The following is a 23,354-nucleotide window of genomic DNA, read 5'->3' as shown; positions in this document are numbered from 1 at the left end:
GTCAATCGAAAAGCCAGGTCGCTGTCAATAGCGCCTCGAAATGCCCCGTCGAGGCCCACAATGGGCGTTTTTGGGGCGGTTCGAGAAAAAATCGCAAAGCGCTTACTCAGCTTTCCGAAGCGGCAACGGTCGGCTATTGTCTATAAAAATGAACAAGACTACTCTCCGACGAGCCCCATCCGGAAAGACGAGTATCCCATGCCTCGCGTGCCATTGATCGGCGTTTCCGCCTGTACCAGGCAGATTGGCCACCACAACTTTCACATTGCCGGCGACAAGTACCTGCGTGCAGTCGCTATCGCGGGTTTGCCGCTGGTCATCCCGGCGCTGGATGATCTCATCGATCCAGCCGCCCTTCTTGATAGCGTAGACGGGCTGTTCCTCACCGGCTCGCCTTCCAACGTCGAACCTCACCGCTATGGCGGACCCGCCAGCGCCGAAGGCACGCCGCACGACCCTTCTCGCGACCAACTGACCCTGCCGCTGATTCGCGCGGCGGTCGAGGCCGGCCTTCCGGTATTTGGAGTCTGCCGCGGGTTTCAGGAGATGAACGTGGCGTTCGGTGGCAGCCTGCATCAGAAGGTGCATGAAGCCGGCCCCTACGCCGATCATCGCGAGCGCGCCGAAGATCCGGTCGAGGTTCAATACGGGCTCAGCCACGACCTGCATGTACAGCCTGGCGGGCTGCTGGAGCGGCTCGGCCTGCCGCCGCGCATCGAGGTCAATTCGGTGCACGGTCAGGGCGTCGAGCGCCTCGGGGGGGGGCTGCGCATCGAAGCGCTGGCGCCCGATGGGCTGATCGAAGCCTTCTCCGTGGAGCATGCGCAAAGCTTCGCACTCGGCGTGCAATGGCATCCGGAATGGAAAGTGCACGACCACCCTTATTATCTGGCGTTGTTCCAAGGCTTTGCCCGAGCATGCCGGGAGCATGCAGAGCGCCGTTAAGCGCAGTTGCACGGTGCCTGTTTCATACATCGAGGTCGTTATGTCCAGCAAGCTCGACCAGCTCACCGGCTGGCTGAAAGAACGCAAGATCACCGAGGTGGAATGCCTGATCAGCGATTTGACCGGCATCGCCCGCGGCAAGATTTCCCCCACCAACAAGTTCCTCGACGAGAAAGGCATGCGCCTGCCGGAGAGCGTGCTGCTGCAGACCGTGACCGGCGATTATGTCGAGGACGACATCTATTACGAGCTCCTCGACCCGGCCGATATCGACATGTTCTGCCGACCCGATCCGGATGCGGTGTTCCTGGTGCCCTGGGCCATCGAACCGACGGCTCAGGTGATTCACGATACCTACGACAAGATGGGCAACCCCATCGAACTCTCGCCACGCAATATCCTGAAGCGCGTCTTGAAGATGTACGCCGACAAAGGCTGGCAGCCTATCGTCGCGCCGGAGATGGAGTTCTACCTGACCAAGCGCTGCGAGGATCCGGATTTGCCGTTCCAGCCGCCAGTCGGCCGCTCGGGCCGCCAGGAGACCGGCCGGCAGTCGTTCTCCATCGATGCGGCCAACGAATTCGACCCGCTGTTCGAAGACATGTACGACTGGTGCGAAGCCCAGGGCCTGGATCTGGACACCCTGATTCATGAGGAAGGCACCGCGCAGATGGAAATCAATTTCCGTCATGGCGAAGCGCTGCATCTGGCCGATCAGATCCTGGTGTTCAAGCGCACCATGCGTGAGGCGGCGCTCAAGCACAACGTCGCGGCTACCTTCATGGCCAAGCCCATGACCGGCGAGCCGGGTAGCGCCATGCATCTGCACCAGAGCGTGATCGACGAGACCGGGCGCAATATCTTTTCCAACAGCGACGGCACCATGAGCCAGCTGTTCCTGCATCACGTCGGCGGCCTGCAGAAGTACATTCCCGAGCTCCTTCCGCTGTTCGCACCCAACGTCAATTCGTTTCGTCGGTTCCTGCCTGACACCTCGGCGCCGGTCAATGTCGAATGGGGTGAGGAGAACCGTACCGTCGGCCTGCGCGTGCCGGATTCAGACCCGCAGAACCGTCGCGTCGAGAACCGTCTGCCGGGGGCTGATGCCAACCCGTACCTGGCCATCGCGGCGAGCTTGCTGTGTGGCTACATCGGCATGGTCGAGGAGTTGCCACCGAGCCAGCCGGTGAAGGGGCGGGGCTATGAACGGCGCAACCTGCGCCTGCCATTGACTCTGGAAGCCGCGCTGGAACGGATGGAGAGCTGTCGACAACTGGAGAAGTACCTGAGCCCGAAATTCATCACCGGCTACGTCGCAGTCAAACGGGCCGAGCAGGAAAACTACCACCGGGTCATCAGTTCCTGGGAGCGCGAATTCCTGATGCTCTCGGTGTGAAAAGCAGCTGGAAGCCGGAAGCCGGACTTCGGCGTTGCGCTTTGACTTCCAGCTTCCAGCTTCAAGCTAAATTCTGATCAAGAGGTGATCGATGAGCGATTCGCAAACCCTGCAGTGGCAAGCCCTGAGCCGCGACCATCACCTGCCGCCGTTCACCGACTTCAAGGCACTCAACGCCAAGGGCACGCGCATCATCACCCGTGGCGAAGGCGTTTATCTGTGGGACAGCGAGGGTCACAAGATCCTCGATGCGATGGCCGGGCTCTGGTGCGTCAATCTGGGTTATGGCCGCGAGGAGCTGGTCGAGGCGGCGACTCGGCAGATGCGCGAGCTGCCCTACTACAACCTGTTTTTCCAGACTGCCCACCCGCCGGCCCTCGCGCTCGCCAAGGCGATTGCCGAAATCGCGCCGGACGGCATGAACCATGTGTTCTTCACCGGCTCGGGTTCGGAAGCCAACGACACCGTGCTGCGCATGGTGCGCCATTACTGGGCGATCAAGGGTCAGCCGCAGAAGAAGGTGGTCATTGGCCGCTGGAATGGCTATCACGGGTCGACCATCGCTGGCGCCAGCCTCGGCGGGATGAAAGCCATGCACGAACAAGGCGATGGTCCGATTCCGGGGATCGAGCACATCGACCAGCCCTACTGGTTCGGTGAGGGCGGCGACATGGAGCCGGAGGAGTTCGGCGCTCGTGTGGCCGAGCAGCTGGAGCAGAAGATTCTCGAGGTGGGTGAGGACAAGGTCGCGGCCTTCATCGCCGAACCGATCCAGGGCGCCGGCGGCGTGATCATTCCGCCGGACAGCTACTGGCCGAAGATTCGCGAGATTCTTGCCCGCTACGACATCCTGTTCATTGCCGACGAAGTGATCTGTGGCTTCGGGCGCACCGGAGAATGGTTCGGCAGCGACTACTACGGCAATGCGCCTGACCTGATGCCGATTGCCAAGGGCCTGACCTCCGGCTACCTGCCGATGGGCGGCGTGGTGGTGCGCGACGAAGTGGTGCACACCCTCAACGAGGGCGGCGAGTTCTATCACGGCTTTACCTACTCGGGGCACCCGGTAGCCGCGGCGGTGGCGCTGGAGAACATCCGCATCATGCGTGAAGAGAAAATCGTCGAGCAGGTGAAGAGCAAGACGGCACCTTATTTGCTGTCTCGCTGGCGTGAGTTGGTCGAGCATCCGTTGGTGGGCGAGGCGCGTGGCGTCGGCATGCTCGGCGCGCTGGAGTTGGTAAAGAACAAGAAAACCCGTGAGCGTTTCGCTGATCCGGGAGTGGGCATGCTCTGCCGCGAACATTGCTTCCGTAACGGCCTGGTAATGCGGGCGGTGGGCGACACCATGATCATTTCGCCGCCGCTGGTGATAAACGAAGAGCAGATCGACGAGCTGATCGGCAAGGTTCGCCTATGTCTGGATGCGACTGCCAAGGACGCGCTCGGCTGAGCGGGGCGAGGTGCACCGGGCAATGCACACCGGTGCCGGGATGAATGCAACCAATGAGCGTGCCAGCACGCTCAGGTTGTTGAAAAACGGCCCCCGACCTTGCCAGACTGCGCGCGTGCTTTGGCCTGACTTACCGAGGGGTGTGTCGATGCCGGCACTGCCTCAGTTTGCTGCCGGGAAGTGGTGGAAGATGGCACTCATCTTTCCAACCTGTCCCTAGCCCCGATACTAACGACGACAACAGGAGCTGCACGGATGAAACCCTTTGCCAAGACCCTACTCGCCATGACGCTGGCCGGCGCAGTCGCCGGTGCCGCGCAGGCTGAAGACAAGGTGCTGCACGTCTATAACTGGTCCGACTATATCGCCGAAGACACCTTGGAGAACTTCACCAAGGAAACCGGTATCAAGGTCGTCTACGACGTCTTTGACAGTAACGAAGTGCTGGAAGCCAAGCTGCTCGCCGGCAGCTCAGGCTATGACGTGGTCGTACCGTCCAACCCCTTCCTGGCCAAGCAGATCAAGGCCGGCGTATTCCAGAAGCTCGACAAGAGCCAGCTGCCGAACTGGCAAAACCTCGATGAGGACCTGCTCAAGGCACTGCAACCGAGCGATCCGGGCAACCAGTATTCGGTTCCCTACATGTGGGGCACCATCGGCATTGGCTACAACCCCGAGAAGGTCAAGGCCGCGCTCGGTGCGGACGCTCCGGTGGATTCTTGGGACCTGGTATTCAAGCCGGAGAACATGGAAAAGCTGAAGTCGTGCGGGGTGTCCTTCCTTGACTCGCCAACGGAGATCCTGCCGGCCGCATTGCATTATCTGGGCTACAAGCCGGACACCACGAAGTCCGATGAGCTGAAAAAGGCCGAGGAGCTGTTCATGCAGATCCGTCCGAACGTGGCCTACTTCCATTCTTCCAAGTACATCTCGGACCTGGCCAACGGCAACGTCTGCGTCGCCATCGGCTATTCCGGCGATATCTACCAGGCCAAGGCGCGTGCAGAGGAAGCGGGCAACACGGTCACGGTGAAATATAACATTCCGCAGGAAGGCGCGGGCACTTTCTTCGACATGCTGGCCATCCCGGCCGACGCGAAGAATGTCGAGAGTGCGCATGTGTTCCTCAATTACCTGATGAAGCCTGAGGTGATGGCCTCTATTACCGACTACGTGCAGTTCCCCAACGGCAACGCAGCGGCCACCCCGCTGGTGGACGAGGCGATCCGCACGGACCCCGGTATCTATCCGAGCAAGGCTGTCCTGCAGAAGCTCTATACCTTCCCGGACCTGGATCCGAAAACCCAGCGGGCGATGACTCGCAGCTGGACCAAGATCAAGTCCGGTCGTTGATGCACAGCCAACTCGCCAGATCCCCTTGCAGGTCTGGCGGGTTGGCAACAAAACCCTGAAGGAGGCCATGTACGGACCCGCATCTCTGGCTTGCGATCCGCATGCAGTGTCTCCTTTCGAGCGTAGCCGTATCGCTCTTTACGCAGTGCCAGTTGATTTTTAGAGGTTTTTCCAATAAACAGCCCGCCTTTCGCCCGCTGATCGCGCGGCTTGCAACAAGAGGACACTCTCATGCGCTCGACATTGAAGTCGCTTCTTCTAACCGCTGCGGTCAGCGGTGCTGCATCCGCTCAGGCTGCCACGGTGCATATCTACAACTGGTCCGATTACATCGGTGAAACCACTCTGGAAGAATTCGAGAAAGAGACTGGTATCAAGCCCGTCTATGACGTCTTCGATTCCAACGAAACCCTCGAGGGCAAACTCCTCGCCGGCCGCACCGGCTACGACGTGGTGGTGCCCTCCAACCATTTCCTCGGCAAGCAGATCCAGGCCGGGGCTTTCCAGAAGCTGGACAAGAGCAAGCTGCCAAACTGGGAGAACCTGGATCCGGCGTTGCTCAAGCAGTTGCAGAAGAACGACCCGGGCAACGCGTACGCGGCTCCTTATCTCTGGGGTACCAACGGCATCGGCTACAACGTCGAGAAAGTGACCGCGGCGCTGGGCATCGAGAAGGTCGACTCCTGGGCCGTGTTGTTCGAACCGGAAAACGCCAAGAAGCTCGCCGGTTGCGGCATTGCCTTTTTCGACTCGGCCGACGAGATGATTCCGGCGATGCTCAATTATCTGGGGCTGGACCCCAATAGCGAAAACCCGGACGACTACGCCAAGGCCGAAGCCAAACTGCTGGAAGTGCGTCCTTACGTGCGGTATTTCCACTCTTCCAAATACATTTCCGATCTGGCCAATGGAAACATCTGCATCGCTGCCGGTTACTCCGGGGATGTCTTCCAGGCCGCCGCTCGTGCCGATGAGGCCGGCAAAGGCATCGACATCGCCTATGCCATTCCCAAGGAGGGCGGCAATCTCTGGTTCGACATGCTTGCCATTCCGGCCGACGCGCAGAATGTCGACGAAGCCCATGCGTTCATCAACTACCTGCTGAAGCCGGAGGTGATTGCATCCGTCAGCGATTACGTCGGCTATGCCAACCCCAACCCGAAAGCGGACGGGCTCATGGACCAGGAGGTGCGCAATGACCCCGCGGTTTATCCGCCGCAAGAAGTATTGGACCGGTTGTATGTCTCCGCCGAGCTGCCGCAAAAGATCTTGCGTCTTAAAACGCGTAGTTGGAACAAGGTGAAGTCCGGTCAGTAAAAGCCGCGAACAACACGAGCGCGGCGGAGCTGCCGCCGCGTATCGAATCGATATTCCCGGTGCTGTCCGGGCCCATTCTTTTTTCCAATCGGGAGTTCGCGCATGGCCGTTGCCTCCAGCGCCTACAAAAAAGCCCTCACCGGCGAGAGTCAGAACAAACAGGTGCTGCTGAAGATCGACCGCGTCACCAAGAAGTTCGACGAAACGGTGGCCGTCGATGATGTCTCGCTGAGCATCCATCAGGGCGAAATCTTCGCTCTGCTGGGCGGTTCCGGCTCGGGCAAGTCGACCTTGCTGCGCATGCTGGCGGGTTTCGAGCGACCGACCGAAGGGCGGATTTTTCTCGACGGTCAGGACATCACCGACATGCCGCCTTACGAGCGGCCGATCAACATGATGTTCCAGTCCTATGCACTGTTCCCGCACATGACGGTTGCGCAGAATATTGCCTTCGGCCTCAAGCAGGACGGACTGCCCAAGGATGAGGTGCAGGCGCGAGTCGATGAGATGCTGACCTTGGTGCAGATGAGTCAGTACGCCAAGCGCAAGCCGCATCAGCTGTCCGGCGGCCAGCGTCAGCGCGTCGCCCTGGCCCGCTCGCTGGCCAAGCGGCCCAAGCTGTTGCTGCTCGACGAGCCCATGGGCGCGCTGGACAAGAAGCTGCGCTCGCAGATGCAGCTGGAACTGGTGCAGATCATCGAGCGGGTCGGCGTGACCTGCGTGATGGTCACCCACGATCAGGAAGAGGCCATGACCATGGCCGAACGTATCGCCATCATGCATCTGGGCTGGATCGCCCAGGTCGGCAGTCCGATGGATATCTACGAGACTCCGGCAAGCCGGCTGGTCTGTGAGTTCATAGGCAACGTCAACCTGTTCGAGGGCGAGCTGATCGAAGACGTGGAAGATCACGCCGTCATCGCCTCTCCCGGTCTGGAGAATCCGATCTACGTCGGGCATGGCATCAGCACCCGTGCGCAGGACAAACAGATTACCTATGCCATTCGTCCAGAGAAGCTGCTGATCGGCACCGAACTCCCTGAGCTGCAGCGACCGGGCTACAACTGGGCCAAGGGCGTGGTGCACGACATCGCCTATCTGGGCGGGCATTCGGTTTACTACATCAAGCTCTCGTCGGGGATGATCGTGCAGGCTTTTCTCGCCAACGCCGAACGCCACGTGAAATGGCCGACATGGGAGGAAGAAGTGTTCGTCTATTGGTGGGACGACAGCGGCGTGGTACTGCAGGCATGAACCGCTCACGCTTGAATACCGGGCGCCGGCTGGTCATCGGCGTACCCTTCATCTGGCTGATGCTGTTTTTCCTGCTGCCGTTCGCCATCGTGCTGAAGATCAGCTTTGCCGAGGCGGACGTGGCGATACCTCCCTATACGGAGATATTCACCTACGCCGAGCAGCAGCTGCAGCTGGTGATCAACCTCGGCAACTACATTTTCCTCAGCGAGGATGACCTGTACTGGGCGGCCTACGCCGGCTCGCTGCGCATCGCCTTCTTCAGCACCCTGATCTGTCTGGCGGTCGGCTATCCCATGGCCTACGCCATCGCCCGGGCGCGCAAGGATCTGCAGACGGTCCTGTTGCTGCTGATCATGATGCCCACCTGGACGGCGATTCTGATCCGGGTCTACGCCTGGATGGGCATTCTCAGCAGCAACGGCATCCTCAATGGCCTGCTGATGGGCATGGGGCTGATCGACGAGCCGCTGCGCATCCTCAACACCGATTTGGCTGTCTATATCGGCGTGGTTTATTCGTACCTGCCGTTCATGATTCTGCCGCTCTATGCCAACCTGGTGAAGCATGACACGAGCCTGCTCGAGGCGGCCTCGGATCTCGGCGCCAGCAATCTGAAAGCGTTCTGGAAGATCACCGTGCCGCTGTCCAAGAACGGCATCATCGCCGGCTGCATGCTGGTGTTCATTCCGGTGGTGGGTGAGTTCGTCATCCCCGAACTGCTCGGTGGACCGGAGACGCTGATGATCGGCAAAGTGCTCTGGCAGGAGTTCTTCAACAACCGTGACTGGCCGGTGGCGTCCGCTCTGGCGGTGGTGATGCTGGCGATCCTGCTGGTGCCGATCATTCTGTTCAACCGCAACCAAGCCAAAGAGCTTGAGGGCAAGCTATGACTCACCTAACTAGCTGGCTGCCCTGTTCAACCGGCACTCTACCCACAAGCATGGCGAAAGAGTTGGAGGGCAAGCTATGAAGCGCTACAGCTTTTCCAACCTGATCCTGGTCCTCGGGCTGCTGTTCATCTATTTGCCGATGGTGTTGCTGGTTATTTACTCGTTCAACGCCTCGCGGCTGGTGACGGTGTGGGGTGGCTGGTCGCTGAAGTGGTATGCGGGGCTGCTGGACAATAGCCAGCTGATGGGGGCTGTGATGCGCTCGCTGGAGATTGCACTCTACACGGCAGTCACAGCAGTGGCACTGGGCACCATGGCGGCGTTCGTACTGACTCGGATTCCCAACTTCCGCGGCCGCACGTTATTCGGTGGCCTGGTGACGGCACCGCTGGTAATGCCCGAAGTGATCACCGGTCTGTCGCTGCTGCTGTTGTTCGTGGCGATGGCCCAATTGATCGGTTGGCCGGCGCAGCGGGGTATCACGACCATCTGGATCGCGCACACCACCTTCTGCTCGGCTTATGTCGCGGTGGTCGTGATGGCGCGGCTGCGCGAGCTCGACCAGTCCATCGAGGAGGCGGCGATGGACCTTGGCGCACGGCCCTGGAAGGTGTTCTTCCTGATCACCATACCGATGATTGCACCATCGCTGGCAGCTGGCGGGATGCTCTCGTTCGCGCTGTCACTGGATGATCTGGTCCTGGCCAGCTTCGTCTCCGGGCCGGGTTCGACCACGCTGCCGATGGAAATCTTCTCTGCGGTCCGGCTCGGCGTGAAGCCCGAGATCAATGCCGTGGCGAGCCTGATTTTGTTGGTGGTGTCGCTGGCAACCTTCATTGCCTGGTACGTCAGCCGCCGCGCCGAGAAGCGTCGCGTGCGCGCGATGCGGCAGGCCATGGACGAGGGCGCCAAGCAGAACTGGCAACCAGCCACCAGCAACGTGGCGACGCCGCCCTCGGCGCATAGCTGATCGGTAGGCCGGTCGGCCGGAATGCCTGGCCGCGGCAGGTTGGCTACTGTAGCGGTATCTCAGCCCTCCGGCAGGTAACCGTTCCAGTCACAGAAGCAGCCCACCGCGAGCGAGTGCGTGGCGTTGACCTGCCGGCCGGCCAGCACCGCTTCGAGGATCGGCTCGATGAAGCTGTTGCTGGAATTGCACACCGCCCCTTCGCTATAGGGGCCGATGTACACCAGCCGGCCACTGGCATCCCAGATGCCCACGGCCGGGCTGGCCGGCAGGTCTTCCGCGCCCGGCAAGGCGTTGAGGGTCTGCAGGCCGGCCAGCTGTTCCGGCAGACGACCGTGGCTTCCCGGTTTTTGCAGTGCGTAAAAACTGACGCCTCGGGCACCGAAGCGCTGTACCAGCTCGGCCAGATGTTGCTGGTTGCCGGCGTTGCAGGGGCAGGCGGGATCCCAGAAATGCACCAAGCGGATCGGCCCGGCTCCTTTCAAGGCCTCGGGCAATGCCAGCTTTTCGCCTGAGAACAGCGCCGCACGTTCGCTTTCGAAGGGCCTCAGATAACGCGCTTCGAACCACCGGAAGGCGGCCAGCATGGCGCCGCCCCAGAGCAGCGCGACGAGTGCGGCGATCAGATATTTGTTGCGGACGGACATGGCGGCACTCTTCAGCGGATACGCATCAGGGAATACGCCAGCTTGCCACGTCGCGTTGCAGAGCTGAATATTCCGTTCAATTCGAGCTAGAAATCCTGTCATGCCCTCGCGAATCGATCCCGACACCCTCCGCGCACAGCTGAAACCGCTCAGTCATGATGGCGAGCTTTCCTCGCAAGCCCGCTTTTATCAGGCGTATTACGGTCTGGATCTACCCCAGCATGCCAACGTGCAACGCCGGCTGGGGTGCTTTGCGGTACACGGCTACAAGGTGGTCGCGCAGGCGTGGTATCCCGAACAGCCGGTGGCGACGCTGCTGATCCTGCACGGTTACTACGACCACATGGGCCTCTACCGGCATGTGGTGGACTGGGGCCTGCGCATGGGGTTCGCGGTACTCGCCTGCGACCTCCCGGGGCATGGACTGTCCAGCGGGCCGCGCGCCAGTATCAATGAGTTCGATGAGTATCAGACGGTTCTGCAGGGGCTGCTGCATGAGGCCGCCGCGTTGCGATTACCTCAGCCGTGGCATCTGCTGGGACAAAGCACTGGCGCCGCAATCGTGCTGGATTATCTGCTCAGCCATCCACGGCAACCGCAGCTGGGGCGCGGTATTCTCCTGGCGCCGCTGGTGCGACCGCGCGCCTGGGGTTGGTCCAGAATGAGCTACGAAGTCATGCGCCGTTTCGTCAAACAGATCCCCCGGCGCTTCAGTGAGAACTCGGGCGATCCGGCGTTTCTCGACTTCATTCAATCGAACGACCCGCTGCAGCCGGATATTCTGCCCACTGCCTGGGTCGGCGCGCTGTCGCGTTGGATCCCGCGAATCGAAGGCGCACCGCGTAGCCCGCACAGTCCGATCATCATTCAGGGGGACGCTGACATGACCGTCGACTGGCAGCACAACCTACCAGTGCTCAAGCGTAAGTTCAGCGAGCCGGAGATCCTGCGCCTCCCAGAGGCGCGTCATCATCTGGTCAACGAACGCGAAGCCATACGCGACGCGTACTTCGATTTTCTCAGCGAACGGCTGCGATAACCTCAGCCCTAGCGCGCGGCGCCCGCTTGTGCCTGGACCGCGCTGCCGCTCATGCCGACCGCGAGACCTGCTCGCAGGGCTTGTAGCGCGGCCTGGTAGTAGCGCTGGCCGGCTTCTGACTGGGCGAACTCGACGAATTTCTCCAGCTCCACGTCGGACAGGTCGCGATAGATATACAGCAGGGTATTGTCCAGATCGCTCTCGACCTGTTGCTGCAAGCGTTCGCGCTGGCTATCCAGCAGTCCCTGTGCCTGATCGCCGCCTAACAGCCCGGGAATCATCTGGCTGAGACTGTCGGCTGCGACCCCCGCCAGCGCCAGGCTCACCTCGGCCCCGGCTTCGGCGGCCGGTAACGCCTGGGCCAGGTGGCGAATCAACAGCTGCCGATTGCTGCCGGCCTCCATTCGCGGCAAACCATTTTCATAGCGGGCCAGCTGCTCGCGTCGGCCGGCCAATGTTTCGGCTGCGACTACCTTGTGGCCCAGCGTCGACTGGAAGAAATCCAGCGCTGGTTGAGGATCCGGCAGGTTCTGGCGCAGTGCGCGCTGGGCACGCTGGTCGATGGCGTTAGCGGCGAAGCGTCGGTTGCTGTTGGTCACCAGGGCCTGATAGACCGCCGGCGGGAGGCTGTTCTTGTAGCGCTGCTGGGCGGCGGTCAGGGCATCGGAAAAATTGGCGCGTTGTTCGGTCCAGCCCGCAGCCTCGTAAAGTTCATCGTAGCTATCGGCCAGCGTGTTCAGGCTGAAGGCGAGTAATACACAAGCGATAAGGGCGCGCATGGAAGCTCCTCTGTGGCGGGCGGTTTATTTTCAGCGCCGCGACCCGGGCTTGTCGAGGAGCGAAAGCACTGCTGCTAGACTCAGCCGCTGTTTCCCTGCGGGCCCACCGAGGCCGCAGGGAAGCGTCATCCTGACCCGTTGGAGTCACTTTCCTTGCCGTTCTCTACGATCATCGACGACCTGGCCGCACGCGGCTGGTCGCTGCAGAGTTCTTTCCTGTCCAGTGATGTGACCCGAAAGCTGGCCGACGAGTGCCGCAGACGCTATGCCGAAGGGGCGCTGGCGCCCGCCGGCGTCGGCCGAGGCGAGGAGCAGGCGGTGCGCGAAGGCATTCGCGGCGACCACATTCACTGGCTGGAAGAGGGGCAGGCGGAGGTCTGCGATGCCTACCTAGCGTTGATGGACGAACTGCGGCAAACGCTCAATCGCGAGCTGTTCCTCGGTCTGGAAGAATTCGAATGCCACTTCGCGCTCTATCCGCCCGGTGCTTTTTATCAGACCCATCTGGATCGTTTCCGTGATGACGACAGCCGCTGCGTAAGCGCGGTGCTCTATCTGAATCCGGACTGGCAACCGACTGATGGCGGCGAGCTGCGCATGCATTTCGCCGACGGTTCCAGCCTCGACATTGCACCGCTGGCTGGCAATCTGCTGATGTTTCTATCCGGCGACTTCCCTCACGAGGTGTTGGTTACCCAGACCGACCGACTGTCACTGACCGGCTGGTTTCGCCGACGTCCGGTGGATGTGCTGGCGCTTTGAAACCTGAATAGCTGCGACGACAGATAAAAAAGCCCGGCACAGGGGCCGGGCTTAAGGCAAAGCTTGCGTTGGGGTGTCACATCCCCAGCAGGTTCGGCAGGCCGAGGGATATCACCGGCACGTAGGTGATAATCATCAGGAAGCTCAGCAGCAGCGCCAACCACGGCAGCACCGCCCGGATCACCTGAGTCACCGGCATGCCGGTCACGGCTGAGGCGACGAACAGGTTCAGACCCACCGGCGGGGTGATCAGGCCGATCTCCATGTTCACCACCATGATGATGCCCAGGTGGATCGGGTCGATACCCAGTTGTACGGCGATCGGGAACAGGATCGGTGCCAGGATCAGGATGATCGCCGAGGGCTCCATGAAGGCGCCGGCGATCAGCAGCACGATGTTCACCACCAGCAGAAACATCCACGGTTGCAGGCCGGCCTCGAGCACCATGGCGGTGATCTGCTGCGGAATCTGTTCGGTGGTCAACACATGCGCGAAGAGCATGGCGTTGGCGATGATGAACATCAGCATGATGGTGAGCTTGCCCGACTCCAGCAGCACCTTCGGGCAGTCGCGAAAGCTGATGTCCTTATAGACGAACAGCGCGATGAAGGCCGAATACACCGCCGCCACGGCAGCTGCTTCAGTCGGGGTGAACATGCCCGAGTAGATGCCGCCGAGGATGATCACCATCAGCAGCAGGCCCCACAGCGCCTTGCGGGCCGACGACAGCCATTGGCGCAGAGTCGCGCGCGGCATGGCGGGCAGGTTCTTTTTCACCGCGACGATGTAGATCGCTACCATCAGCCCGACGCCCAGCAGAATGCCAGGAACCACACCGGCCATGAACAGCTTGCCTACCGAGGTTTCGGTGGCCGCGGCGTACACCACCATGACGATCGATGGCGGGATCAGAATGCCCAGGGTACCGGCATTACATACGATGCCGGCGCCGAAGGCCTGGGGGTAGCCGGAGCGGACCATGCCGGCGATGGCGATGGAGCCGACCGCCGCCACGGTAGCCGGCGACGAACCGGACAGGGCCGCGAACAGCATGCACGCCAGTACCGCGCCGATGGCCAGACCGCCACGGATGTGGCCGACGGTCGCGTTGGCGAAGTCGATGAGACGCTTGGCCACGCCGCCGGTGGTCATGAAGGCGCCAGCGAGCAGGAAGAACGGAATCGCCAGCAGGGTGTAATGCTCGGAGGTCTCGAACAGCTTGATCGCCAGTGAGCGCACCGAATCGGGGCTGAAGAAGAAGATGGTCAGCGAACCGGCCAGGCCAAGGGAAATGGCCACCGGCACACCGATGAACATCAGCACGAAGAGCGCCAGGAAGAGGAACAGGATAGTCATTACTTCGGCTCCTCTTCACCGAGCTTGGCCGCTTCGGCCGCTTCGTCTGCAAGGCCTAGGCCGGTTTGTTCGTTGCGCAGGATGCGCACGAAAATTTCGGCAAAACGGATGAAGACCAGGGCGAATCCGATCGGCACGATCATGCCGATGTGCCACTGTTTGACGCCGAAATGGCCCAGATCTTCGGCACCGATGTTGGCGGTGAACAGGGCCTGGATCCACTCGAAGCTGGCCACAGTCAGTAGACCGGCGTAGCCCAGGCAGACCAGGCAGGCGATCACGCCGATGTAGCGCTGTACGTGGCGCGGGGCCAGCTTAACCAGCGCATCGACCCCGATGTGCCCGGCAGTGCGTACACCGTAGGCGAGGCCAGAGAAGATCAGCCAGGCGAAGAGGGCCTTGGTCAGCGCGGTGCTCCAGGTCATCGCCTGGGCCAAACCGATGATGAAGTCGCCCAGTGCGAAGAAGAAATCACTGGCCGCCTCAAAGGTGTCACCAAGGCTGTAGAAAACGGTATAGAGGTTGTTCAGGACCACATAAACGAAGGTCACCAGAGTCATGGCGGCCAACAGGAAGGCAATGAATCCTTCCTCGAAATGGTCCCAGACCCGCCAGAGGGCGTTCATGGATGACATCTCCCGATGGAATGCGTTGTTTCGACAGGCGTACGGAACGTGCGCCATGAACCGGTCTGGTAACCGGATGACAGAGCAATGAAAAATGTTGTTCTAGGCGAGGCGCAGAGCCTGGATCGGCTTGCCGTGACGTTTGCCTGGCCGCTGTGTTTTTCACTGCGCTGTCGGTATTGCCAATCTCGTAACGGAGGGAGCGAATGCCCCCGCTCCCTCCGGTCAGGGCTTACTGCGCCTGGTTGGACGCTTCGGCGGCCTTGATCAGGTCAGCACCAATTTCGTTCTCGAACTTCTTCCAGACCGGCTTCATGGCTTCGCGCCACTTGGCACGCTCTTCCGGCGTCAGAACCAGGATTTCGGTGGTGCCAGCGGCCAGGATGTCAGCCTTGGCTTTCTGGTTCAGCGCGTCAGCCTGCTTGTTCACTTCGACAGTGACTTCGTCCAGGATGGTTTCCAGTTCGCCACGGACGTCATCCGGCAGACCGTTCCAGAACTTGGTATTGGTGATCAGCATGTAGTCGAGCAAACCATGGTCGGACTCGGTGATGTGCTTCTGCACTTCATGCATCTTCTGCGAGTAGATGTTCGAATACGGGTTCTCGGCACCGTTGACCACGCCGGTCTGCAGACCTTGGTAGACCTCGGCGAAGCTCATCTTGCGCGGGTTGGCGCGCAGGGCCTTGAACTGCTCGTCCAGCACCGCCGACGCCTGTACGCGGAACTTCAGGCCACGGGCGTCTTTTGGCTCGCGCAGTTCCTTGTTGGCGGACAGCTGCTTCATGCCGTTGTGCCAGTAGCCCAGGCCGGTGATGTTTTTGTCTTCCATGGAACTCAGCAGGCTCTGGCCGGCTTCGCTCTGCTGGAAGCGGTCGACCGCCTGGATGTTGTCGAACAGGAACGGCAGGTCGAATACCTGAACGCCCTTGGAGTAGTGCTCGAACTTGGCCAGCGAAGGTGCGATCAGCTGCACGTCGCCCAGCAGCAGCGCTTCCATTTCCTTGCCATCACCGAACAGCGACGAGTTCGGGTAGACCTGAACCTCGACCTTGCCGGGCAGGCGCTCTTCCACCAGCTTCTTGAACAGGTTGGCGCCCTGGCCTTTTGGCGTGTTGTCGGCAACCACGTGGGAGAACTTGATCAGAATTGGATCGGCAGCCTGGGCCAGGCCTGCGATTCCCAGGGACAGGGCGCAGGCAAGCGCGGTGGCGGTCAGTTTGAACATTGTTGTTTTCCTCTTGTTGTGAATTGAGCTACCGCTTGGGAGCGAAAAGCTCGGCTGTAACCAGCAAGACAAGTCTAGAAGCCATCGGGAACATGCGCCCCTAATCGGCTCGGCTTGCCGGTTCATCGTGTTAGCGAGAGCAAGCCCTATGCCAAATGCGCAGGGCGATGCGACTCGTAACGCGGGAGTTTACTCGCATGATGGCAAAATACTGACGAATAATTCTCAGCCGGCCCGTCTGGCTCGCAGGTTTGGCGTATTGTCAGCGGCTCATGGCCATAAGCCGCAAGCGGCGAAATGCTGTGCTGGCGATCGGCTCCGTTCATCTTTCGAGTGATGCACGTTTCGGATGACTCTACTCGGCGCCCTTGGCCGCTGGAAATTCATCATTGAACAAGCCGGGCTTCGCCTTTCGCGAATGCGGGGGCCTGGGAGTGCCGGTTCTCGGGAGGAGGATTCGCGATTGATGAGCGGGTTGGCACTGCGGCTCAGCTGTCAGAGGCGCGATGGCGGCGCTTCGTCTTCTGAGATCCTTGCTCAATGCGTGGCGGAAATCCGCCAGCTAGTCGCCATCATCCGGCGAGGTTCCGCCAGCATCGTTGAAGACCAGGCCATGCTTGCGCAACTTGTCATGAAGGGTCTTGCGTGGCAGGCCAAGAGCTTCGGCCACACTGCGCAACGAGCTGTGGGGACGGGCCAGCTCGGCGGCGATCAGCGCGCGTTCGAAGCCATCGACTTGCTCGTTGAGCGTGCTGGCGGTCGCTGCGGCGATACCGTCTGGGACATGTGCGGGCTCTTCAAGGCCCAGCTCGAGGCCGAGGGCAAAGCGCTCCGCGGTGTTTTGCAGCTCGCGGACGTTACCTGGCCAGGTATGCCTGAGCAGTTGCGCGCGCTGCTCAGGCCGTAGCTCACGGATCGGCAAGTCGTGGCGGCTGGAAGCGGTCTCGGCAAAATGCTGGAACAGGAACAACAGGTCCTCGCTACGCTCGCGCAGCGGTGGGATGCGCAGCGGCGCGACGTTTAGCCGATAGTAAAGGTCGGCCCGGAAACGGCCTTGATCGGCGGCTTGGCGCAGGTCTTCCTTGGTGGCGGCAATGACCCGGATGTCCAGCGCGATCGACTGATTGCCACCAAGGCGCTCGACCACCCGCTCCTGCAGCATGCGAAGCAGCTTGACCTGCACGTCCAGGCTCATGCTCTCGATCTCGTCGAGAAACAGGGTGCCGCCATTAGCGAATTCGAACTTGCCGATGCGGCGCTTCTGCGCACCGGTGAAGGCGCCGGCCTCGTGGCCGAAGAGTTCGCTCTCGACCACCGATTCGGCCAGCGCTCCGGCGTTGATGGCGACGAATGGGCCACTGCGGCGGCTGGACAGATCATGCAGCGCGCGCGCCACCACTTCCTTGCCGGCGCCGGTTTCGCCGAGGATCAGCACATCGGCCTGGGTTCCGGCGAGCGCGCCAATCTGTTCGCGCAGGCGCTGCATGGCCGGCGACTGTCCGAGCAGGCGGGCCGAGAGTTGCTGACGATCGGCCAACGCCAGGCGCAGGCTGCGGTTGTCTAGAACCAGCTGGCGCAAGGCCAACGCACGGCGTACGCCGTCGAGCAGCGCTTCGCTGGGAAAGGGTTTTTCGAGAAAATCGTAGGCACCGGCGCGCATCGCCTGCACCGCCAGCTGAATATCCCCGTGGCCGGTAATCAGCAGCACCGGAAGTTCGCTGTCCAGTGCGTGCAACTGCTGCTGCAGTTCGAGGCCGTCCAGGCCGGGCATGCGGATGTCGCTGACCACCACGCCGGGCCAGTCCACCGGCAACATCGCCGGCAGACCGCGCGCGTCGCCCAGGCTGAGCACCTTGAGCCCGGCGAGATCGAGTGTCTGGCTCAACGCCTTACGCAGGTGCGGATCGTCATCGACCAGGACTACCTGAAACTGCGGGTCGATCTGGCTGGTCATGCTAGTCCTCGCTGGGGAAGGTGACGCCGGGATCGGCGGATCGCAGATAGAGGCTGAGCTGGGCGCCGCCCTCGGGATGATTGGTCATCGTCAGCTCGCCGTCCAGGGCACGCGTCAGGGTATCGCAGATGGCCAAACCGAGCCCCAACCCCTGAGCGCTGGTCTTGGTGGTGAAGAAGGGCTCGCGGGCGCGCTGCAACGCTGCGTCGGAAAACCCGGGGCCATTGTCGCGCAGCGTGAGTAACACCCCATCGTCCTTGCGTTCGGCGCGCAGCCAGATGCGCCGTACCGGCGGCCGCTCATTGAGCGCATCGAGCGCATTGGCCAGCAGGTTGGAGATAATCTGACGCAGACGGGTTTCGCCCGCCTGGACCCACAGCGTCGCGTCCGGAAGATCTCGAATCAGCTCGACGCCCATGGCCTGGCGGCGCTTGGCCAACAGCGCCAGCGCATCATCGAGTGCCGGTTGCAGCGCCACCCGCTCCGGCGCATGCCGATCACGCCGCGCGAACGCGCGCAGATGGGCGATGATCGACGCCATGCGCGCGGTCAGCTCGCTGATCAGCCGGAGGTTGTCGCGGGCTTCCTCATTGCGCTGTTGGTCGAGCAGCACGCCAGCGTTATCGGCATAGCTGCGAATCGCTCCCAGCGGTTGATTGAGTTCGTGGCTGATGCTGGCCGACATGGTGCCCAACGCCGACAGCTTGCCGGCCTGCAGCAGTTCGTCCTGGGCGCGGACCAGTTCCTGCTGGGCCTGCTCGCGTTCCAGCACCTCTTCCTTGAGACGGCTGTTCAACGCTTCGAGGTCCTGCGTGCGTTCCTGTACGCGGCGCTCGAGTTGCTGTCGCGCCTTCGCATCCAGCGCAATGCGCTCCAGATAATGGCGGCGCCGCTGCATCAGCAAACCGAGCAGCAGCAACAGAGCGGCGAGGGTGGCGGCGCCGATGGCCACCACCGTCTGCACCGGCCGCTCGACCAGGCTGATCGGCGCCAGAATACGCACCGTCCAACCGGTTTCCTTGAGCTCGCGGCTTTGGATCAGCCAGGCATCGATGTCGAGCGTCAGCGCCTGAGGGTCGAGCGTCGGATAGGGCCGCTCGGAAGCGATCTGCTCACGCTCGTCGGCATCCAATGCGCGACTGGCGCGAAAACGCCATTCGGGTTTGGAGGTCAGGATCACCACGCCGAAGTAGTCGGTGACCATCAGCTGTTCAGGCGTGCTGCCCCACAGGGTCTCGGTGTGGTCCAGATCCACCTTGACTACCAGTACGCCGAGTGTCTTGTCACCATCGCGTACGGCCGCGCCAAAGTAGTAGCCGCGCTTGCCCGAGGTGGTGCCGAGGCCGAAGAAGCGGCCCAGCTTGCCGGCCATGGCTTCGCGGAAATAGGGCCGAAAGGCGAAGTTGCGGCCGACGAAGCTGTCTTCCTCGTTCCAGTTGGAGGCGGCGAGCGTTTCGCCGTCCGGTGCCATCAGATAAATGACGTCGGCTCCGGTTTCCTTGCGCAGCTGGTCGAGCAGGCGATTGGCCTGATCCTTGACGGCCGGACTGCTTGGCTGGCGCAGCGCAGTGCGCAGCGCCGGTAGGTCGCCGAGAATGCGTGGCAGCACTTCGTAGCGGCGTAGCGAACCGAGCAGGTTGGCCACGTAGAGATCGAGCGTCTGGCGATTCTGCTCGATCAGTTCGTTGCTGTAGTAGCGCTCGGCCAGTTGTTGCAGCGGCCACAGCAGCGGCGCCAGCAGCAAAGCGACCAGGGCCAGATTGCGCCAGCGTGGGCGACGAGGAGATTCGGATGGTGTCATGCGGATGCGCCTGTGAGTCGGGCGACATTATGCACGTTCAGCCCATCGCCGGTGCTCCGGTGCTGGAACCTTGCCGGCTGAGCCGGTCGGGCAAATTCAAACGCTCTGTATGGTCTGGACGCTATGCTCTGCCAGCACCTCGGTGGTACTGCCGAGACACTGATGCAGTGCAGCTTCCCAATCCGGCAGCTCGATATTCCAGTCACGCTGCAGCCGTGCGCAGCTAAGGCGTGAGTTGAGGGGGCGCTGAGCGGCGGTGGGGTAATCCGTGGACAGAATGGGGGCGATGTTGGCGCGCAGCAGGCCCCGCTGCTCCAGGTGTCGGGCGATGCTGCAGGCGAAGCCGTACCAAGACGTCTCGCCAGTGGCGGTCAGATGGTACAAACCGCTGGGCCCGCCGGTTCCGTTTCGCCACTTGCGAATCATCTCCGTCGTGACAGAGGCGATGGTGCCGGCCCAGGTCGGTGCTCCGATCTCATCGTCAACCACTGACAGCGATTCGCGTTCCTGCAGCAGCCGCTGCATGGTCAGCAGGAAGTTGCGCCCTTGCAACGAGTAGACCCAGCTGGTGCGCAGGATCAGATGCTCGCCGCCGACTGCCTGAATCGCCTGTTCGCCGGCCAGCTTGCTGGCCCCGTATACGCTCAAAGGGGCCGGTTGATCCTCCTCGCAATAAGGCTCGGTCTTGTGCCCGTCGAAGACGTAATCGGTGGAGTAGTGAATCAGCGGTACACCCAGCGCTGCGGCTTCTTCGGCCAACACGCCAGGGCCGGTGGCATTCACCGCGAAGGCCTGATCGCGATCGCCCTGCGCCGGGTCGACGGCGGTATAAGCGGCGGCGTTGATGATCAGGTCGGGGCGTAGCAGGCGAACCTGGTGACGAATCTGTGTCGGTTCGGCCAAATCCAGCACCTTGTGACCCAGTGCGAGGACCTTTCCTTCACCGGCGAGTGCCAGCTGCAGCGCCTGAGACAATTGCCCCTTGCTACCGGTGATGAGGATCTTCATGCAAACAGCTCCGCCTCGCTGAGGATCTTGCCCGCGGCGTCCTTCTGTGACAGCTGCGGCAACTCCTGGAACGGCCATTCGATGCCGATCTGTGGGTCGTTCCAGAGCAATGAGCGCTCATGGTCCGGCGCATAGTAATCGGTGGTCTTGTAAAGGAATTCGGCGCTTTCGCTGAGCACCACGAAGCCGTGAGCAAAGCCTTCGGGAATCCACAGCTGGCGCTGGTTCTGCGCGCTCAGACTGACGCCGACCCAACGCCCGAAGGTCGCCGAGCTGCGGCGAAGGTCAACGGCCACGTCGAACACTTCACCGGCCACCACCCGTACCAGCTTTCCCTGCGGCTGCTGGATCTGGTAGTGGAGCCCGCGCAGCACGCCGCGCTGGGACTTCGAATGGTTGTCCTGCACGAAGCTGCGCTTGACCCCTGTCGCGGCCTCGAAAGCCGCGGCGTTGAAGCTCTCGTAGAAGAACCCGCGCTCATCGCCAAATACCTTGGGCTCGATGATCAACACATCGGGGATATCGGTGGCGATGACCTTCATGCGTCTTCACCGGCCAGCTTGAACAGGTACTGGCCATAGCCGGTCTTGCCCAGGGCATCGGCGCGACGCAGCAACTGCTCGCGGTCGATCCATTTGTGCTGATAGGCGATCTCTTCCAGGCAGGCGACTTTCAGGCCTTGGCGATGCTCGATGGTCTGCACGTACTGCGAGGCTTCCAGCAGGCTGTCGTGGGTGCCGGTGTCGAGCCAGGCGAAACCGCGGCCGAAGCGCTCGACGTTGAGGTCGCCGCGCTTGAGATAGGCATTGTTGACGTCGGTGATCTCCAGCTCGCCGCGTGGCGATGGCTTGATCGACTTGGCGATCTCGACCACGTCGTTGTCGTAGAAATACAGACCGGTGACGGCATAGCTGGATTTCGGCTTCGCCGGCTTTTCTTCGATCGACAGCGCCTTGCCGGTCTCGTCGAAATCGATCACGCCGAAGCGTTCCGGGTCCTTGACCCAATAGCCGAACACCGTGGCGCCTTTCTGCTGCGCCGAGGCACGCTGCAGCTTCTCGGTGAAATGCTGACCGTGGAAGATGTTGTCGCCGAGGATCAGGCACACCGAGTCATCACCGATGAATTCCTCACCGATCAGAAAGGCCTGGGCCAGGCCGTCCGGTGACGGCTGTTCGGCGTAGCTGAAGCTCACCCCGAACTGGCTGCCGTCGCCCAGCAAATTTTTGTACTGCGGCAGGTCCTGTGGCGTGGAGATCAGCAGGATGTCGCGGATTCCGGCGAGCATCAGCACCGAGATCGGGTAGTAGGCCATCGGCTTGTCGTAGATCGGCAGCAGCTGCTTGGATACGCCCAGGGTGATGGGGTGCAGCCGGGTACCGGAGCCTCCGGCGAGGATGATTCCTTTCATGCGTTCTCCAGCGCGCCGAGGCGCTCACGTTGATAGCTGCCGTCCTGGACGCGACGACACCATTCGAGATTGTTCAGGTACCACTGCACGGTCTTGCGCAGGCCGGTCTGGAAGGTTTCCTGCGGCACCCAGCCCAGCTCGCGCTCGATCTTGCTGGCGTCGATGGCATAGCGCAGGTCGTGACCGGGGCGATCCTTGACGAAGGTGATCAAGTCTTCAAATCGCTCAATGCCGGCCGGCTTCTGCGGTGCCAGTTCTTCCAGCAGGGCGCAGATGCCGCGTACCACGTCGATGTTCTTCTGCTCGTTGTGGCCGCCGATGTTGTAGGTCTCGCCAACCTTACCTTCGCTGACGACCTTGAACAGGGCGCGCGCGTGGTCCTCGACGAACAGCCAGTCACGAACCTGGGTGCCGTTGCCATACACCGGCAGCGGCTTGCCATCGAGCGCGTTGAGAATCACAAGCGGAATCAGCTTCTCGGGGAAGTGATAAGGCCCATAGTTATTCGAGCAGTTGGTGATCAGCACCGGCAGGCCGTAGGTGCGTTGCCAGGCGCGAACCAGATGGTCCGACGAGGCCTTGCTGGCCGAATAGGGCGAGCTGGGTGCGTAGGGCGTGGTCTCGGTGAACAGATCGTCGACACCGTGCAGGTCGCCATATACCTCATCGGTGGAAATATGGTGGAAGCGGAAGGCTTCACGGCGCTCGGTCGGCAGGGTCTGCCAGTAGGCGCGTGCCGCTTCGAGCAGCTGGTAGGTGCCGACGATGTTGGTCTGGATGAATTCGGCCGGGCCATCGATGGAGCGATCGACATGGGATTCGGCGGCCAGATGCATGATGGCGTCCGGCTGGAATTCCAACAGGGCTTCGCTCACCCGCTCGCGGTCGGCGATATCGGCCTGGAGAAACTGATAGCGGTCACTGTTTTCCACGTCCGCCAGCGACTCGAGATTGCCAGCATAGGTCAGCTTGTCCAGGTTGAGGACGCTGTGCTCGGTGTCTTGGATGAGATGACGGATCAGTGCTGAACCGATGAACCCGGCTCCGCCGGTTACGAGAATGCGCATGATTGATAGGCTTCCTTGGCGCGCTACAGAGCAGCAAGCTCTTCGCATGTCGGCAGGATAGACATGCTGAAAATGTAAAAATTCCCAGCCGTAGCGTAGG

Annotated in this window: 21 protein-coding genes; 10 read left to right on the top strand and 11 right to left on the bottom strand. The window is 61.6% G+C overall.

Annotated elements, in window-relative coordinates:
* Window positions 1-198 precede the first annotated feature (198 nt).
* From UF78_RS21495 to UF78_RS21460, 8 genes are all read left to right on the top strand, one after another.
* The gene (locus UF78_RS21495) at window positions 199-945 is read left to right on the top strand and encodes a gamma-glutamyl-gamma-aminobutyrate hydrolase family protein (RefSeq protein WP_045164239.1); all 747 of its coding nucleotides are present in this window, start codon (window positions 199-201) and stop codon (window positions 943-945) included.
* A 40-nt stretch (window positions 946-985) separates the two neighbouring features.
* Window positions 986-2,341, top strand: a complete 1,356-nt coding sequence (locus tag UF78_RS21490) for a glutamine synthetase family protein (RefSeq protein ID WP_045164238.1) — start codon at window positions 986-988, stop codon at window positions 2,339-2,341.
* 91 nt (window positions 2,342-2,432) lie between these two features.
* The gene (locus tag UF78_RS21485; RefSeq protein WP_045164237.1) at window positions 2,433-3,791 is read left to right on the top strand and encodes an aspartate aminotransferase family protein; all 1,359 of its coding nucleotides are present in this window, start codon (window positions 2,433-2,435) and stop codon (window positions 3,789-3,791) included.
* Between the two features lie 255 nt (window positions 3,792-4,046).
* A complete protein-coding gene (locus UF78_RS21480) occupies window positions 4,047-5,144 on the top strand; it encodes a polyamine ABC transporter substrate-binding protein (RefSeq protein ID WP_045164236.1) in 1,098 nt (365 codons plus the stop codon).
* A 231-nt stretch (window positions 5,145-5,375) separates the two neighbouring features.
* Entirely contained in the window at window positions 5,376-6,461 is a 1,086-nt protein-coding gene (locus tag UF78_RS21475; protein WP_045164235.1) for a polyamine ABC transporter substrate-binding protein, read from the top strand.
* Window positions 6,462-6,563: 102 nt separating this feature from the next.
* Entirely contained in the window at window positions 6,564-7,715 is a 1,152-nt protein-coding gene (gene potA / locus UF78_RS21470) for a polyamine ABC transporter ATP-binding protein (RefSeq protein ID WP_045164234.1), read from the top strand.
* Complete coding sequence (locus UF78_RS21465) at window positions 7,712-8,608, top strand: ABC transporter permease subunit (RefSeq protein ID WP_045164233.1); 897 nt, start codon at window positions 7,712-7,714, stop codon at window positions 8,606-8,608. The genes potA and UF78_RS21465 overlap by 4 nt, the downstream gene beginning before the upstream one ends.
* Before the next feature lie 76 nt (window positions 8,609-8,684).
* Complete coding sequence (locus UF78_RS21460) at window positions 8,685-9,578, top strand: ABC transporter permease subunit (protein WP_045164232.1); 894 nt, start codon at window positions 8,685-8,687, stop codon at window positions 9,576-9,578.
* Window positions 9,579-9,637: 59 nt separating this feature from the next.
* Here UF78_RS21460 and UF78_RS21455 read toward each other — a convergent pair whose 3' ends face one another.
* Complete coding sequence (locus UF78_RS21455; protein ID WP_045164231.1) at window positions 9,638-10,222, bottom strand: DUF6436 domain-containing protein; 585 nt, start codon at window positions 10,220-10,222, stop codon at window positions 9,638-9,640.
* Window positions 10,223-10,322: 100 nt separating this feature from the next.
* Between UF78_RS21455 and UF78_RS21450 the strand changes: the two genes are divergently transcribed.
* A complete protein-coding gene (locus UF78_RS21450) occupies window positions 10,323-11,261 on the top strand; it encodes an alpha/beta hydrolase (protein WP_045164230.1) in 939 nt (312 codons plus the stop codon).
* Between the two features lie 8 nt (window positions 11,262-11,269).
* Here UF78_RS21450 and UF78_RS21445 read toward each other — a convergent pair whose 3' ends face one another.
* Entirely contained in the window at window positions 11,270-12,040 is a 771-nt protein-coding gene (locus UF78_RS21445) for a hypothetical protein (protein ID WP_045164229.1), read from the bottom strand.
* A gap of 153 nt (window positions 12,041-12,193) precedes the next feature.
* Here UF78_RS21445 and UF78_RS21440 point away from each other — a divergent pair, with 153 nt between their 5' ends.
* On the top strand, window positions 12,194-12,802 hold the full coding sequence (locus tag UF78_RS21440) for a 2OG-Fe(II) oxygenase (protein ID WP_045164228.1): 609 nt from the start codon (window positions 12,194-12,196) through the stop codon (window positions 12,800-12,802).
* Between the two features lie 76 nt (window positions 12,803-12,878).
* Here UF78_RS21440 and dctM read toward each other — a convergent pair whose 3' ends face one another.
* The 9 genes from dctM to rfbB form a co-directional block, all read right to left on the bottom strand.
* The gene (gene dctM, locus UF78_RS21435; protein WP_045164227.1) at window positions 12,879-14,159 is read right to left on the bottom strand and encodes a C4-dicarboxylate TRAP transporter large permease protein DctM; all 1,281 of its coding nucleotides are present in this window, start codon (window positions 14,157-14,159) and stop codon (window positions 12,879-12,881) included.
* The gene (locus UF78_RS21430; protein ID WP_045164226.1) at window positions 14,159-14,785 is read right to left on the bottom strand and encodes a TRAP transporter small permease; all 627 of its coding nucleotides are present in this window, start codon (window positions 14,783-14,785) and stop codon (window positions 14,159-14,161) included. The genes dctM and UF78_RS21430 overlap by 1 nt, the downstream gene beginning before the upstream one ends.
* A 232-nt stretch (window positions 14,786-15,017) precedes the next feature.
* Window positions 15,018-16,013, bottom strand: a complete 996-nt coding sequence (gene dctP / locus UF78_RS21425) for a C4-dicarboxylate TRAP substrate-binding protein DctP (RefSeq protein WP_045164225.1) — start codon at window positions 16,011-16,013, stop codon at window positions 15,018-15,020.
* 562 nt (window positions 16,014-16,575) lie between these two features.
* Window positions 16,576-17,967, bottom strand: coding sequence for a sigma-54-dependent transcriptional regulator (locus UF78_RS21420; RefSeq protein ID WP_045164224.1), 1,392 nt, complete (start codon window positions 17,965-17,967; stop codon window positions 16,576-16,578).
* Between the two features lies 1 nt (window position 17,968).
* Window positions 17,969-19,768, bottom strand: coding sequence for a sensor histidine kinase (locus UF78_RS21415; protein ID WP_045164223.1), 1,800 nt, complete (start codon window positions 19,766-19,768; stop codon window positions 17,969-17,971).
* Window positions 19,769-19,864: 96 nt separating this feature from the next.
* A complete protein-coding gene (rfbD, locus tag UF78_RS21410) occupies window positions 19,865-20,776 on the bottom strand; it encodes a dTDP-4-dehydrorhamnose reductase (protein WP_045164222.1) in 912 nt (303 codons plus the stop codon).
* Window positions 20,773-21,318 carry a dTDP-4-dehydrorhamnose 3,5-epimerase gene (gene rfbC / locus UF78_RS21405; protein ID WP_045164221.1) on the bottom strand — a complete coding sequence of 182 codons (546 nt, stop codon included), beginning with the start codon at window positions 21,316-21,318 and terminating at the stop codon, window positions 20,773-20,775. Before rfbC ends, rfbD begins: the two co-directional genes overlap by 4 nt.
* Window positions 21,315-22,187 (bottom strand): glucose-1-phosphate thymidylyltransferase RfbA, encoded by an 873-nt coding sequence (gene rfbA / locus UF78_RS21400; RefSeq protein WP_045164220.1) that lies wholly within the window; start codon window positions 22,185-22,187, stop codon window positions 21,315-21,317. The genes rfbC and rfbA overlap by 4 nt, the downstream gene beginning before the upstream one ends.
* Entirely contained in the window at window positions 22,184-23,254 is a 1,071-nt protein-coding gene (gene rfbB, locus UF78_RS21395; protein ID WP_045164219.1) for a dTDP-glucose 4,6-dehydratase, read from the bottom strand. The genes rfbA and rfbB overlap by 4 nt, the downstream gene beginning before the upstream one ends.
* Window positions 23,255-23,354 lie beyond the last annotated feature (100 nt).

This window comes from Stutzerimonas stutzeri, from assembly GCF_000952685.1.
Classification (GTDB): domain Bacteria; phylum Pseudomonadota; class Gammaproteobacteria; order Pseudomonadales; family Pseudomonadaceae; genus Stutzerimonas; species Stutzerimonas stutzeri_E.
Note: the sequence above shows the minus strand (reverse complement) of the source record. Positions and strands in the feature narration are given on the sequence as shown.